The organism is Paracoccaceae bacterium (assembly GCA_019454225.1).
GTDB lineage: Bacteria > Pseudomonadota > Alphaproteobacteria > Rhodobacterales > Rhodobacteraceae.
In genome coordinates, this window is record CP075370.1 from 2,066,446 (window position 1) to 2,080,343 (window position 13,898).

General features: G+C 69.0%; 12 protein-coding genes. 11 read left to right on the top strand and 1 reads right to left on the bottom strand.

What is annotated here, in order from left to right; genetic code table 11:
- Positions 1–83 precede the first annotated feature (83 nt).
- The 9 genes from KF887_09830 (at position 84) to KF887_09870 (ending at position 9,085) form a co-directional block, all read left to right on the top strand.
- Positions 84–1,004, top strand: a complete 921-nt coding sequence (locus tag KF887_09830) for an adenylate/guanylate cyclase domain-containing protein (GenBank protein QYK43359.1) — start codon at positions 84–86, stop codon at positions 1,002–1,004.
- 114 nt (positions 1,005–1,118) lie between these two features.
- Positions 1,119–2,117: a hypothetical protein gene (locus tag KF887_09835; protein ID QYK43360.1), complete on the top strand. Its 999-nt coding sequence runs from the start codon at positions 1,119–1,121 to the stop codon at positions 2,115–2,117.
- 134 nt (positions 2,118–2,251) lie between these two features.
- The gene (locus tag KF887_09840; GenBank protein QYK43361.1) at positions 2,252–3,499 is read left to right on the top strand and encodes a sarcosine oxidase subunit beta family protein; all 1,248 of its coding nucleotides are present in this window, start codon (positions 2,252–2,254) and stop codon (positions 3,497–3,499) included.
- Positions 3,500–3,650: 151 nt separating this feature from the next.
- On the top strand, positions 3,651–4,034 hold the full coding sequence (locus tag KF887_09845; protein ID QYK43362.1) for a hypothetical protein: 384 nt from the start codon (positions 3,651–3,653) through the stop codon (positions 4,032–4,034).
- Between the two features lie 84 nt (positions 4,035–4,118).
- A complete protein-coding gene (locus tag KF887_09850; GenBank protein ID QYK43363.1) occupies positions 4,119–4,439 on the top strand; it encodes a sarcosine oxidase subunit delta in 321 nt (106 codons plus the stop codon).
- Positions 4,436–7,387: a sarcosine oxidase subunit alpha family protein gene (locus tag KF887_09855; GenBank protein QYK43364.1), complete on the top strand. Its 2,952-nt coding sequence runs from the start codon at positions 4,436–4,438 to the stop codon at positions 7,385–7,387. Before KF887_09850 ends, KF887_09855 begins: the two co-directional genes overlap by 4 nt.
- Positions 7,380–7,916 (top strand): sarcosine oxidase subunit gamma, encoded by a 537-nt coding sequence (locus KF887_09860; GenBank protein ID QYK43365.1) that lies wholly within the window; start codon positions 7,380–7,382, stop codon positions 7,914–7,916. Before KF887_09855 ends, KF887_09860 begins: the two co-directional genes overlap by 8 nt.
- A gap of 52 nt (positions 7,917–7,968) precedes the next feature.
- On the top strand, positions 7,969–8,394 hold the full coding sequence (locus KF887_09865; GenBank protein ID QYK43366.1) for a hypothetical protein: 426 nt from the start codon (positions 7,969–7,971) through the stop codon (positions 8,392–8,394).
- Positions 8,395–8,482: 88 nt separating this feature from the next.
- Positions 8,483–9,085 (top strand): superoxide dismutase, encoded by a 603-nt coding sequence (locus KF887_09870; GenBank protein ID QYK43367.1) that lies wholly within the window; start codon positions 8,483–8,485, stop codon positions 9,083–9,085.
- Between the two features lie 153 nt (positions 9,086–9,238).
- Here the strand turns inward: KF887_09870 and KF887_09875 are convergent, their stop codons facing one another.
- The gene (locus KF887_09875; GenBank protein QYK43368.1) at positions 9,239–9,793 is read right to left on the bottom strand and encodes a TIGR00730 family Rossman fold protein; all 555 of its coding nucleotides are present in this window, start codon (positions 9,791–9,793) and stop codon (positions 9,239–9,241) included.
- A gap of 1,198 nt (positions 9,794–10,991) precedes the next feature.
- Between KF887_09875 and KF887_09880 the strand changes: the two genes are divergently transcribed.
- Both KF887_09880 and KF887_09885 read left to right on the top strand, forming a co-directional pair.
- A complete protein-coding gene (locus KF887_09880) occupies positions 10,992–11,948 on the top strand; it encodes a LysM peptidoglycan-binding domain-containing protein (protein ID QYK43514.1) in 957 nt (318 codons plus the stop codon).
- A gap of 65 nt (positions 11,949–12,013) precedes the next feature.
- On the top strand, positions 12,014–13,852 hold the full coding sequence (locus tag KF887_09885; protein ID QYK39788.1) for an ABC transporter ATP-binding protein/permease: 1,839 nt from the start codon (positions 12,014–12,016) through the stop codon (positions 13,850–13,852).
- Positions 13,853–13,898 lie beyond the last annotated feature (46 nt).

A 13,898-nucleotide genomic window follows, 5' to 3' on the forward strand; every position in this document is an offset into this window, starting at 1 on the left:
AACCCCCTAAACCGTCGCAGGCTGCGTCTGCGGATCGCGAAATCACTTGCGCGCAACGCGATCGCGCAGCAGAGATTCCGGGCATGACCGAGCGCCTGGCCTGCGCCATCCTGTTTGCGGATATCGTCGGAAGCACGCGTCTCTACGAGATGCTGGGCGATGAACGGGCACTGGCCGTCGTCAACGCGTGCATGGAGGCGATGACGCTGGCCGTCGAGGCGCAGCACGGCCGCGTGGTCAAGACCATCGGCGACGCGGTGATGGCCACCTTTCCGGCCGCCGAACCTGCCTTTCTCGGCGCGATGGACCTGCGGCGCCGGATCAACGCGCTGCCCGCGATCGAGGCGGGCGACCGCCCGATCCGGCCGCGCGTCCGTGTCGGCCTGCATTTCGGCCAGGCGCTGCGCGAGCACGATGACTATTTCGGCGATGCCGTGAACGTCGCCGCCCGCATGTCCGAAATGGCCAGCGCTGGCCAGATCCTGACGACCGGCGACCTGCTCGACCAGCTTGCGCCCTACATGCGCGCGCTCGCGACCGAGTTTGCCGAGATCGAGGTCAAGGGCCGGCACGATCCGGTGCGGGTGGCGCGCGTGGCCGATGATTCGGCTGCCAAGGAAAACACCCTTGTCAGCCTGGCCGCACCTGCGCCGCCGCGTGCTGCCGAGATCAGCATCGCCCTGTCCTACCGGGGTCGCAGACTGCGGATGGATGCCCAGAGCAGGCGGATCCTGTTCGGGCGCGAGGCCGGTTGCGACGTGATCCTGACCGGCCCCTCGGCCAGCCGCCAGCATGCCACGATCGAACTGCGCCGCGACAAGGTGATCCTGATCGACCACAGTTCCAACGGCACCTGCCTGATCCTTGGCGCCGACCGCCCGATCCGCCTGCGACGCGAGGAATTCGGCCTGATCAACAGCGGGCGCATCGTGTTCGGCACCCCCGAGGCCGCGGATGCCGATGTGCTCGATTTCACGATCGGCCAAGCTGCAGGCCACGATTGACCGACGCCCCCGCCGGATGCTACCGACTCCGTATCTGATCTATTGACCAAAGTGAATTTCCTGCCGCGCGCCCCACTGCCGGGGCGTCCGCGACCATATTGGAACGGTGATATCATGCCGTATATCCTGCGCATCGGTTCTCAGGTGGTCATCCTTGACGACGCCGACGCGGACAGGGTTCTCACACAGCTTGTGCGCATGGTCCGCCTCCAGGTCTGGGGCAGGGCGGGCGGGCCGGATTCCTATTTCCAGAGCTATTACCGCATATGGCAGAGCCACAGCCGCTATCATGACATCAACCTGTTCCTCTGGACGGTCGAGGCGCTTGGCGGGGCGACCCTGCCGTCCTCGGCCAACGTCAACCGCCTGCGCAATCTCAACCGTGCCCTGAACTCCTGCCTGACGCCGCGGCGGATCGGCGAGTTCTTTCGCCGTTTCCCCGAATATGACCGTCGGCAGGGGCGCTTCGTGCGCGACATGCGCCGCTATCTCGACCGGGTGGTGGGCGGGACCGGCACGCTCATCACGATCGCCGAGGTGACGCGCGACGCCTCGTTCTTCACGCTCAGCGTCTGCGCCGGCATCCTGACGGCGGGTGCCAGCACCGCGGCCGAGGCCGCGGCGGTCACGACAGGCAGCGCCCTGATGCGGTCGGCGGCCTCGACCTTCCTGATCTCGCAGATCGAACACTGTGCCACCAACATCGGGCGCACCATGGCGGGCGAACGGGTGACCTATTCCGAAACCGGGTCCGAGATCATGAACGATGCCATCGGCGCCCTGACCGACGCGATGCTGGGCGAAGTGGTCGGCCACTTCCTGGAACCGCTTGTCGGCGACGTGACCACCTTTGCCCGCCGCGAGATCAGCCGCGGCAACCTGACCGGCGGGATGTCGATGGAAATCACCAATACCATGCTGGAAGACGCCGTCACCGGCGCCATCCAGCAGATGCTGCGCGAAGGTCCGGGCACGGTCCGGCGGCTGCTCGAGGCGTGCCGCGGCTCGTCGGGTCCGCGCGCCTACGCCCGGCTTTTTGCCGAAGGCTTCATGCAGGACCGCCTGTTCCGCCGCCTGCTCGAGGCGCAGATCCAGCGCGCAGGCGGGGGGTGACGCCAGGGCGCGGGGTCTGACACCATGTCGCAATCGGATGGATTGCGCCGTATCGGCGCTTGGGGGATGGTCGGTTTCACCCCATGAACGGCAAGGCAACCGGTGCCCCGTTCAGCCATAGGATTCGCGCGCCCATGTCACGCTATTCGGTCTTTGCCATCGCACGCGAGGCGATGCGCCACCATACCGGCTGGACCCGCGCCTGGACCAGCCCGGAGCCGCGTGCGCGCTATGACGCGATCATCGTGGGCGCGGGGGGGCACGGGCTGGCCACCGCCTATTACCTCGGCAAGAACCATGGCATCACCAATGTCGCGGTGCTGGAGAAGGGCTGGCTGGGCGGCGGCAACACCGGCCGCAACACCACCATCATCCGGTCGAACTACCTGCAGGACGCCTCCGCCGCGATCTACGAAAAGGCCCGCAGCCTGTACGAGACGCTGAGCCAGGACCTGAACTACAACGTCATGTTCAGCCCCCGCGGCGTGATGATGCTGGCCCAGACCGAGCATGAGGTGCGCGGCTACCGGCGCACCGCCCATGCCAATTCGCTGCAGGGCGTCGCCACCGAATTCATCACCCCCGAACGGGTCAAGGAACTGGTCCCGATCATCTCGATCGACGGGCCGCGCTATCCGGTCCTCGGCGCGCTGTGGCAGCCCCGCGGCGGCACCGCGCGGCACGACGCGGTGGCCTGGGGCTATGCCCGCGCCTGCTCGGACATGGGCATGCACATCATCCAGAACTGCGAGGTCACCGGCGTCCGGTCCGAGGGCGGTCGCGTCACCGGCGTCACCACGACCCGCGGCGACATCGGCTGCACCCGCCTCGGCATCGTGGTCGCGGGCCATTCGGGGCAGCTCGCCGCCATGGCGGGCTTCCGCCTGCCGGTCGAATCGCTCTGCCTGCAGGCGCTGGTGTCCGAACCGATCAAGCCCTGCATGGATGTGGTCGTCATGGCCAACACGGTGCATGGCTACATGTCGCAGTCCGACAAGGGCGAGATGGTGATCGGCGGCGGCACCGACGGCTTCAACAACTTCACCCAGCGCGGCAGCTTCCACCACATCGAGGAGACGCTGCGCGCCCTGGTCGAGACCTTCCCGATGCTCAGCCGCCTCAAGATGCTGCGCCAGTGGGGCGGGATCGTCGACATGACGGGCGACCGCAGCCCGATCATCTCGAAAACCCCGCTGGCCAACTGCTTCATCAACTGCGGCTGGGGCACCGGCGGGTTCAAGGCGATCCCCGGCTCGGGCTGGGCGATGGCCGAACTGATGGCACGCGGCGAACCCGGGCCCCTGGCGGCCGAGTTCGACATGTTCCGCTTCCGCGAGGGACGCTTCATCGACGAATCGGTGGCGGCCGGGGTGGCACATTGACCCGGCAATCGCGCCACGCCACGCATGGGGTGCAGACCGGCCCTGCGGCCCCGGCCTGGGCGGAACTCCGCCGTACCGCGGGAACCGCCCGGAACCTTGCCCGTGCCGCGGGTGTTCTTCGTCCAGTAGCAACTGGAATGGAGACACTCCCATGGCCTACGAACAAGACCGCATCACCGGCAACCGCATCCATCCGGCGGAACCGGCCACGGGCTACGGCCTCTGGCCTTTCGCGGGTGTCGTTGCCGTCCTCGCCATCGTGGCGCTCGTCATCTTCGGCTCGACCGGCTCGGACGATCCGGCGCCCGCGACGCAGCCCGCCGTCGTGGCACCCGCAGCCCCGTCGCCTGACGCGGCGCCTCCGGGCGCTGCCGATCCCGCGCTGCCCGGCACCGCCGCGCCCAGCGTCCCGACTGAGCCCGGCGCCGTCGATCCTGTCGCGCCCAGCGTTCCGGCGGAACCCGGCGCCACGGCGCCCGACGCCGCTGCTCCGGCAGACCCGCTGCCCGAACCCGCGCCCGCTCCGGCCAACTGACGCCGCGCGCGGGCCCGCCGCAACGACCCGGACACCCCGGGGGGCAACCGCCCCCCGGGCCTTTCCCATGCCCAAGGCCCGCCCATGCTGATCCTGACCTGCCCCTGTTGCGGCGTCCAAGCCGAGGAAACCGAACTCGCCCCGGGGGGCGAGGCGCATCTGAAGCGTTTCGGGCCGGGATCGTCCGACGACGATTTCGATGCCTACATGTTCGCGCGCAAGAACCCGCGCGGCGTGCATTTCGAACGCTGGCGCCACGCCTATGGCTGCGGCAAGTGGTTCCTGGCCGCCCGCTGCACCGCCACGCTCGAAGTGTTCGGCACCTATCCGGCGCAGACCACGGCCCCGCCCGACCACATCATTGACGCGATCCGCGCCCGCCGCCCGGGATGGAGCCCCGCATGACCGCCCGCCTTCCCCTTCAGGGCCGCCTGATCGACCGCACGCGACGGCTCGACTTTACCTTCAACGGCAAGCGGATGACCGGCCACCCCGGCGATACCCTGGCCTCGGCGCTGCTGGCGAACGGCCAGATGCTTGTCGGGCGCAGCTTCAAGTATCACCGGCCGCGCGGCATCCTGGCCTCGGGCGCGGAAGAACCGAACGCACTCGTCAATCTCGGCGCCGGGGGGCATTTCGAGCCCAACCAGCGCGCCACCACCACCGAACTGGCCGAAGGCATGCAGGCGGCCAGCCAGAACCACTGGCCCAGCCTCGACTTCGACATCGGCGCGCTGAACGCCCATGCCGCGCGGTTCCTGCCGGCCGGGTTCTACTACAAGACCTTCATACATCCCCGGCCGTTCTGGAAGCATGTCTTCGAACCGGTGATCCGCCAGTCGGCGGGCCTTGGCCGGGCGCCGAAGGACCGTGATGCCGATACCTACGACCAGGCCTATGCCTTCTGCGACGATCTGGTGATCGGCGGCGGCGCTGCCGGCCTGGCCGCCGCCCGGGCGGCGGGCCGTGCCGGCCGCCGGGTGATCCTTGTCGAGATGACGCCGCATTGGGGCGGCCGCGCCCCGGTCGAGGGCGAGACGATCGAGGGTCAGCCCGCCGGGGACTGGGTGGCGGCCACCGTCGCCGAACTGGCCGGACTGCCGAATGTCACCCTGCGCACCCGCTGCATGGCGGCGGGCATCTATGACCACGGCTATGCGCTGGCCGAGGAAACGCTGGCCGCGCCCGGCCCGCGCAAGCGGCTGTGGCGCATCCGCGCCGCCCGGGTGATCGCCGCCAACGGCGCGCACGAACGCCCGCTGCCCTTTCCCGGCAATGACGTGCCGGGCGTCATGCTGGCGGGGGCGGTGCGCGACTATCTGGTCAACTGGGCCGTCAGCCCGGGCGACCGCACGGTGATCGTGACCAACAACGACAGCGCGTACCTGACCGCTTTCCGGCTGGTCGAGGCCGGATTGATGGTGCCCGCGATCCTCGATACCCGGCCGGTGGTCTCGGGCGACCTGCCCGACCGGGCCCGCGCCATGGGCATCCGGGTGGAACCCGGTCGCTGCGTGGTCCGGGTCAAGGGCGGCAAGCGCGTCACCGGCATCGGCGTCGGGCTGGTGCAGGGCGAGGGTGCGGTGCTTGAGGAAATCGCCTGCGAGGCCGTCGCCATGTCGGGCGGCTGGACCCCGGCCGTGCATTTCTGGAGCCATTGCGGCGGCAAGCTGGTCTGGGACGACCGGATGTCGGCCTTCCTGCCCGACCTGTCGCGTCCGCCGGTCAATCATGACGGGGCGGCGCTGGTGCTGCCCGTGGGCGCTGCCGCGGGCTTCATGGATGTTGCGCAGGCGGTCGAGTCAGCGGGCGCCCTGTCGGGACGGATGCCAGACGCAAGCCAGACGCCTGCCATACCCGCGCCAGCCCCCGTTCCGCTGGGTGCGGGGCCCGCGCTGAAGGCCAAGATGTGGCTCGACTACCAGAACGATGTGAAGGTGTCGGACGTCGAACTGGCCGCCCGCGAGGGCTATGAATCGGTCGAACACACCAAGCGCTACACCACGCTGGGGATGGCGACGGATCAAGGAAAGACAAGTAATATCAATGGGCTGTCCGTCCTTGCCAAGGCCCTTGGCACGGCAATTCCGGATGTCGGCACCACCACGTTCCGGCCGCCCTACGCCCCGGTGACCATCGGCGCGCTGGCCGGCGAGGCGCGCGGCGCGATCTTCCAGCCCCTGCGCCGCACCCCTATCCACGAATGGCACGAGAAATCAGGAGCTTACTGGGAACCCGTCGGCCAGTGGCGCCGCCCCTACTGCTTCCCCAGGGCCGGGGAAAGCCATGCGCAAGCGGTCGAGCGAGAGGTGAATAACACCCGCCAAGCCGTTGGAATGCTTGATGCATCCACGCTTGGCAAGATCGTCGTCAAGGGCCCCGATGCGGGCCGCTTCCTCGACATGCTCTACACCAATGTGATGTCGACCCTGCCGATAGGCCGCTGCCGCTATGGCCTGATGTGCAACGAACAGGGATTCCTGTCCGACGACGGCGTGGTGGCACGACTGGATGCGGACACCTGGCTCTGCCACACCACATCTGGTGGGGCCGATCGCATCCACGGCTGGATGGAAGACTGGCTGCAATGCGAATGGTGGGACTGGCAGGTGTTCACCGCCAACCTGACCGAGCAGTACGGCCAGATCGCCGTCGTCGGCCCCAAGGCCCGCGCCCTGCTGGAGTCGCTGGGCGGGATGGACGTCTCGAAAGAGGCGCTGCCATTCATGGGCTGGTCCGAGGGAACGCTTGCCGGGCACCCTGTCCGGGTCTTCCGCATCAGCTTTTCCGGTGAGCTTTCCTACGAGATTTCAGTGCCTTCCGGGCAGACCCTGCAACTGTGGTCGAAGATTGCCGAGGCCGGTGCGGCCCACGGCATCATGCCCTACGGCACCGAGGCGCTGCATGTCATGCGGGCCGAAAAGGGCTTCATCATGATCGGGGACGAAACCGACGGCACGGTCATTCCGCAGGATCTTGGCCTGGACTGGGCGATCTCGAAGAAGAAGGCCGACTATCTCGGCAAGCGCGGGCAGGAGCGCAGCCACTTCCACAAACCCGACCGCTGGAAACTGGTGGGGCTGGAGACGACGGACGGTTCGGTCATTCCCGACGGCGCCTATGCGGTGGCCGAAGGGGTGAATGACAACGGACAGAAGATGACGGAAGGTCGTGTGACATCAACCTACTACAGCCCGACCTTGAAGCGCGGGATCGCGATGGGCCTGGTCGCGCGCGGACCGGAACGGATGGGCCAGACGCTGCGCTTCACCAAGCTTGAGGGCGGCACGGTCGAGGCGCGCATCGTGAACCCGGTGTTCTACGATCCGAAGGGAGAGCGGCAGGATGTCTGACACCGTCACGCCGATGGGCAATGCCCGCGCGGCCGGCATCGCCACCGTCCGCGAGATCGGCCCGCAGGGCATGATCACGCTGCGCGCCAGACCGGGGACCGAGGGGCTGGAGGCCGCCCTGCGCGCGATCACCGGAACGGCCCTGCCGGAGCGCCGGGCCATCCTGCACAACGGCGACCGCGCCGCGGGCTGGATGTCGCCCGACGAATACCTGCTGGTCCTGCCGCATGCCGAGGTGCCCGCGGCCGTCGGCACGCTGTCGGCGGCGCTGGCGGGGCGGCATCACCTGGCGGTCGACGTATCCGATGCCCGTGCCCTGTTCCGCATTGAGGGGGATCGGGCCGATGAGGTGGCGATGACGCTGTTTCCGCTGGATTTCCCGTCGCTTGGCGAAGGTGAACTGCGCCGGACGCGGATGGCGCAGGTGGCTGCCGCGCTGTGGCGGCAGGATGGCGGGCTGACGGTCGTGACCTTCCGCTCTGTCGCGCGCTATGCCTTCGACCTTCTGGCGAACGCGGCACGGGCTTGACCCGGGTTGCCGCGTCGGTTCTCATTATGGCGCAGGTGGGTAGGGGGTTGTCATGGGGATGCTGAAGCGGTTCGCCCTGGTTGCCACCCTGGCGGTCTTTCCGGTGGCTGCCGCCGCCACTGTGACGCAGTATCAATGCAAGTTCGCCACCGGCACGGCACGCGACGGCAACTGGATTCCGACGCAACTCGTGCTCAACCACAACGCCGCGACGGGCGAAATCATCGTCTTTGATCCGGTGATCAAGCACTTCGTGGGCGCGCCGATCGCCGCGACACTGTCGGGCCAGACGGCCGCGCGCAGCACCTACACCTGGACGGTCGATGCGCGGCGCGGGCTGAGCGAGCGTCAGCAGGCCCGGATGGTCTATACCTTCAGCTACTATTCCAACGGCCGCCCGGCACGGATGACGGCGGCACCCTCTGGCTATGACAACCAGTGGACGGGCGAGGGGACGTGCCAGGCGAAACGCGGCTGACCTGCGGAATAGCACGCCCGATCCCTTGACCTCGGGCGCGGGCGGGCCCTTATTGCCCTCAATCCCACGTCAACCGAAAGGAACGGCCATGGCCTTCACGCTTCCCGATCTTCCCTATGCCCATGATGCGCTGGCATCGCTCGGCATGTCGAAGGAGACGCTGGAATATCACCACGACCTGCACCACAAGGCCTATGTCGACAACGGCAACAAGCTGATCGCCGGCACCGAATGGGAAGGCAAGTCGCTGGAAGACATCGTGCGCGGCACCTATCAGGCCGGTGCGGTCGCCCAGAACGGCATCTTCAACAACGCCAGCCAGCACTGGAACCACAACATGTTCTGGGGCTGGATGGCTCCGGGTGAAGCCAAGGGCATGCCGGGCGCGCTGGAAAAGGCGCTGACCGACAGCTTCGGATCGGTGCAGAAATTCAAGGACGATTTCGCCGCTGCCGGTGCGGGCCAGTTCGGGTCTGGCTGGTGCTGGCTGGTCAAGGACAAGGATGGCAGCCTGAAGGTCACCAAGACCGAGAACGGCGTCAACCCGCTGTGCTTCGGCCAGACCGCGCTTCTGGGCTGCGACGTGTGGGAGCACAGCTACTACATCGACTTCCGCAACAAGCGGCCGGCCTATCTGACGAACTTCCTGGAAAAGCTGGTCAACTGGGAAGCGGTCGCAGCGAACCTGTGATCCCGCATCCACGCGCGGCCGATTGATGCAGGTCTGCCGGGGGGCCCCCGGCAGACCTTTCCTTTGGCAGCGGTCCGCCCGGTCCGGGTGGGCAGGCAGGACTTCGGCGTCGGCCCGGCGGCCGGCTGGGAAAACTGCGCAGCCCGCAGCCGGTCACCCCAGCACCGCGGCCAGCGCCGCCTCGGCTGCGGTCACGTCGGGGACGGCCTGGAACAGCGTCAGCATCGAGGCATCGGCAAAGCCCTCGGCCACGATGTGATCGAGAAGGCCGATCAGCGGCTGCCAGTAGCCGTTCACATCCAGCAGGATGATCTGCTTGCCGTGCAACCCGATCTGCGCCCAGGTCAGCACCTCGAAGAACTCGTCAAGCGACCCGGCCCCGCCCGGCAGCACCATGATCGCGTCCGAGTTCATGAACATGACCTTCTTGCGTTCGTGCATGTCCTCGGTCACGACGAACTGCGACAGGTCGCGGCGCCCCTTTTCGCGGCCGATCAGATGGATGGGGATCACCCCCATCGTGGCGCCGCCCGCCTCCATCGCCGCGCGGGCGACCTCGCCCATCAGGCCGACATCGCCTGCGCCATAGACCAGCCTCCAGCCCGCCATCGCGATCATCCGGCCGGTGTCGGCGGCGGCGCGGGCGTGGGCGGGGTCGCGCCCGGGGCGCGAGCCGCAGAAGACGCAGACGGAACGGCGCGTGTTCATGCGTTACCTTCGGAAAACCTGTTGCTTTCCCTGCCTGTAATGGCGTTCCTAGAGGAAAGGAAGAGGACCGGGGCGTCGCCCGGTCGCGCGGCGGATGGGGATCTGTCGCGCGGGGGTGCCGCAGGTGCCCGACGGGGCGGCACGGGGGGATGCGATGGCCGGATGGCAGGGACTTGGGACGGGGGCGAAGGCCGCAGTCGCGGCGGGCGCGGTGGCGGCCGTCGCGGCAGGGGCGGTGCTGCTCCGGTTGCTGACAGCCGAGACGCCGCCCCCGGTCCCGCCGCCCGCCGCCGCGGTCCCGGCGGTGCCGACCCCCTCCGCGCCACCCGATCCGGCCCCCGCGCCGCCGCCCGAAGCGGCCGCCACCCCGCCAGCCGCCGAGGCCGCAGCCGAGGAACCGGCCGCGTCCAAGGCCGAGGTGGTGGCCGGGTCCGCCCCGGCCGAAGCACCGGCTGCGGTCACCCCGCCAAGCTTCGATGTGGTGCGTGTGGCGCCGGACGGTGCCGCCCTGGTTGCCGGGCGGGCCAGCCCGGGGGCCGGGGTGGCGGTGCTGGTGGATGACGCGGTGACGGCCGAGACGGTGGCCGACGGTGGCGGCGCATTTGTCGCGCTGTTCGAACTGCCGCCATCGGCGCAACCCCGTCTTGTCAGCCTGCGCATGCGACTGGCCGACGGGCGTGACATCGTGTCGGACACGCAGGTGATGCTTGCGGCCACGCCGCCCGCGCCGGAACCCGCCCCGGCCGAACCGCTGGCCGATGCGACGGCACCGACAGCGGAACCGCCGCCCGCGCCGGAGACAGTGGCGACCGCCGTGACCGAGGCGCCGGCACCCGAAGCGGCCGTGCCCGAGGCGCCGACGCTCGAGGCGGCCGTGCCCGAGGTTCTGCCGCAGGAGACACCTGAACCGGCGGCCCCGGTTGCCGAATCTCCGGGTACCGCTGTCGTGGCTGCCGAGGCTGTCGCCGATGCGCCGCCGGAACCCGCGCCGGACCCGGTGTCCGAAACCGCGCCTGTTGCGATCCTGCTGGGGCAGGACGGCGCCAAGGTGCTGCAGCCCGGATCGGCACCGGGCGATGCCGGGCGGGTCTGGATCGACGCGATTTCCTACACCCCGGAGGGCGAGGTGATCCTCGCCGGCCGGGGGGCGCCGCTGGCGGTGGTGCGGCTCTATCTGGACGATGCGCCGCTGGCCGACATGGCGGTGGGTGCCGATGGCGGATGGGGCGGCGTGCTGCCCGACATCGCGCCGGGGGTCTATCTGTTGCGCGCCGATCAGATCGACGGCACGGGGCGGGTGACCGCCCGGTTCGAGACCCCGTTCCAGCGCGAGACGCTTGAACGACTGGCGGCGGTGCTGGGGCAGGGGTCATCGCCACCGGAACAGCTGGCCACGCCGGTGGCCCCGACGCCCGCGCCCGCCCCGCAGACACCGCCGGAGCCTCCGGCGCCCGTTGCCGAGACGCCCGCGCCTGCCCCGCAGACGCCGCCCGAGCCTCCGGCGCCCGTTGCCGAGATGCCGACGGCAGAGCCGGTCGTGCCCATGGCCGAGACCCCGGTCGTTCCCGGGGTGCCGGTTTCGGAACCGGTGGCCACGGTGACCGTCCCGGTGCCTGCCGCACCGGAAGACGCCGCACCGGAAGATGCCGCGGCGCCGGTCGATGAAGCCCCGGTCATGCCGCCGCCCGCCGAGGCCCCCGCGGTGATCGCGGCCGCACCCGCCCCGGAGGCGCCCGCCCCGGCACCCGCGCCGCCCGTCGCTGCTGCCGTCACCGTCGCACCTGCGCCGGTTCAGGCAGAGCCCGCCGTCCCGGCCCAGGCCGCCGTATCGGTCGAACCTGCCCCGGCAGCCGCCGGCACCACGCCATCGGCGGAGGTTCCCGCGCCCGCACCCCCGCTGCCCGAGGCACCAGCATCGGCCCCTGCGGTGGTCGCGGTGGCGCCCCCCGCCGAGCCGGTTCCGCCACCCCCGCCCGCCTCGGTGTCGGTCACCGTGCAGCCGGGCTTTACCCTCTGGGCCATCGCCAAGGGGCAGTATGGCGACGGTGTCCTGTATGTGCAGGTCTACGAGGCCAATCGCGGCCAGATCCGCGACCCTGACCTGATCTATCCCGGTCAGGTATTCACCCTGCCGGAGGTTCCCCCGCGCCCCTGACCCCTGCCTCTGGCCATTGCCGTCGTCACGCCATAGGTAGGGGCGGAAGACGGAGGCGACGGACGATGCGGCGAGTGACGGCAAAGGCGACAAGCAGCGATGCGGCAGGGCGCGCGTCCTCGGGTTGGCAGACGATCCTGCGGGTGATGCCGTACCTCTGGCCGCATGGTGAGTCCTGGGTCAAACGCCGGGTCGTGGCGGCGCTGGCGATGCTGATGATGGCAAAGGTCATCGCGGTGACCACACCCTTCCTCTACAAGGCGGCGGTGGATCAGCTGGCGGGCGGCGCGCCCGACGGACCGACCATGTTGATGCTGGGTGCGGTGGGTCTGACGATCGCCTACGGCATCGCGCGCCTGGGCACCGTGGCCTTCCAGGAGCTGCGTGACGCGATCTTCGTGCGGGTGGGTCAGCGCGCGCTGCGCAAGCTGGCGCTGGAGACGTTCACCCATATCCACCGCCTGTCGCTGCGCTATCACATCACGCGCAAGACCGGCGGACTGTCACGGGTGATCGAGCGCGGCGTGAAGGGCGTCGATTTCCTTCTGCGTTTCCTGCTGTTCTCGATCGGTCCGCTGATGCTGGAACTGGTCATGGTGTCGGTGATCTTTGCCGTGGTATTCGGCGTCGAGTACATGCTGGTCGTCGTCGTCACGATCACGCTCTACGTCGCGTTCACCTTCCGCGTCACCGAATGGCGCGTGAAGATCCGCCGCGAGATGAACGACCAGGACACCGACGCCAACCAGAAGGCCATCGACAGTCTGCTGAACTTTGAAACCGTCAAGTATTTCAATGCCGAGGGACTGGAAGCCAGCCGCTATGACGGGGCCATGGCGGCCTATGAGAAGGCCGCCGTCAAGACCGGCCTGTCGCTGTCGTTCCTGAACGCGGGGCAGGCGTTCCTGATCACGACGGGCCTTGTCATCGTCATGGTCATGGCGGCGCGCGGCGTCCATGCCGGGGTGCTGACGGTCGGCGACTTCGTGCTGGTCAATGCCTACATGATCCAGATCACGCTGCCCCTGAACTTTCTCGGGACCGTCTATCGCGAGATCCGGCAGGCGCTTGTCGACATGGGCGAGATGTTCGGGCTGCTGGCCCAGCCCGCCGAGGTGCAGGACAGGCCGGGTGCGCCCGACCTCGCCGTGCGCGGCGGCGACCTGGTGTTCGACAGGGTGGAATTCGGCTATGAGGCCGCGCGCCCGATCCTGAAGGGCATAACCGTGCATGTGGGGGCCGGCGAACGGGTGGCCCTGGTCGGTCCGTCAGGCTCGGGAAAATCGACCATCGGGCGGCTGCTGTTCCGGTTCTATGACGTGGGCGGCGGCGCGATCCGCATTGACGGGCAGGATCTGCGCGATGTCACGCAATCGTCGATCCACGCGCAGGTGGGCGTGGTGCCGCAGGACACCGTGCTGTTCAACGATACGGTCTATTACAACATCGCCTATGGCCGCCCGGGTGCCACCCCGGCCGAGGTCGAGGCGGCGGCGCGGGCGGCAAAGATCCACGATTTCATCGTCTCGCTGCCCGAGGGATACGAGACGCGCGTGGGCGAGCGCGGCCTGAAGCTGTCGGGCGGCGAGAAGCAGCGCGTCGGCATCGCGCGGACGCTGCTGAAGGATCCGCCGATCCTGCTGCTGGACGAGGCGACAAGCGCGCTCGACACCCAGACTGAACGCGACATCCAGGACAGCCTGCGCGAGATGGGGCAGGGGCGGACGGTCCTGATGATCGCGCACCGCCTGTCCACCATCGCCGATGCAGACCGGATCGTGGTGCTGGAGGCCGGCCGCGTGATCGAGGAGGGCACGCATGAGGCGCTGATCGCCCGGGGCGGGCGATATGCCGCGATGTGGGCGGCGCAGTCCTCCGAGGACGGGGCAGAGGCCGCAGCCTGACGGTTCGCTGAACCATGACCCCGTGACGCAAGTGACGGCGACCGGT

Excerpts from the sequence above, each read along its gene's own strand:
- KF887_09865 (QYK43366.1), top strand. The coding sequence starts at position 7,969 with ATGGGGATGCTGAAGCGGTTCGCCCTGGTTGCCACCCTGGCGGTCTTT.
- KF887_09880 (QYK43514.1), top strand. The coding sequence starts at position 10,992 with ATGGCGGTGGGTGCCGATGGCGGATGGGGCGGCGTGCTGCCCGACATC.
- KF887_09875 (QYK43368.1), bottom strand. The coding sequence starts at position 9,793 with ATGAACACGCGCCGTTCCGTCTGCGTCTTCTGCGGCTCGCGCCCCGGG.
- KF887_09830 (QYK43359.1), top strand. The coding sequence starts at position 84 with ATGACCGAGCGCCTGGCCTGCGCCATCCTGTTTGCGGATATCGTCGGA.
- KF887_09855 (QYK43364.1), top strand. The coding sequence starts at position 4,436 with ATGACCGCCCGCCTTCCCCTTCAGGGCCGCCTGATCGACCGCACGCGA.
- KF887_09860 (QYK43365.1), top strand. The coding sequence starts at position 7,380 with ATGTCTGACACCGTCACGCCGATGGGCAATGCCCGCGCGGCCGGCATC.
- KF887_09850 (QYK43363.1), top strand. The coding sequence starts at position 4,119 with ATGCTGATCCTGACCTGCCCCTGTTGCGGCGTCCAAGCCGAGGAAACC.
- KF887_09870 (QYK43367.1), top strand. The coding sequence starts at position 8,483 with ATGGCCTTCACGCTTCCCGATCTTCCCTATGCCCATGATGCGCTGGCA.
- KF887_09845 (QYK43362.1), top strand. The coding sequence starts at position 3,651 with ATGGCCTACGAACAAGACCGCATCACCGGCAACCGCATCCATCCGGCG.
- KF887_09885 (QYK39788.1), top strand. The coding sequence starts at position 12,014 with ATGCGGCGAGTGACGGCAAAGGCGACAAGCAGCGATGCGGCAGGGCGC.
- KF887_09835 (QYK43360.1), top strand. The coding sequence starts at position 1,119 with ATGCCGTATATCCTGCGCATCGGTTCTCAGGTGGTCATCCTTGACGAC.
- KF887_09840 (QYK43361.1), top strand. The coding sequence starts at position 2,252 with ATGTCACGCTATTCGGTCTTTGCCATCGCACGCGAGGCGATGCGCCAC.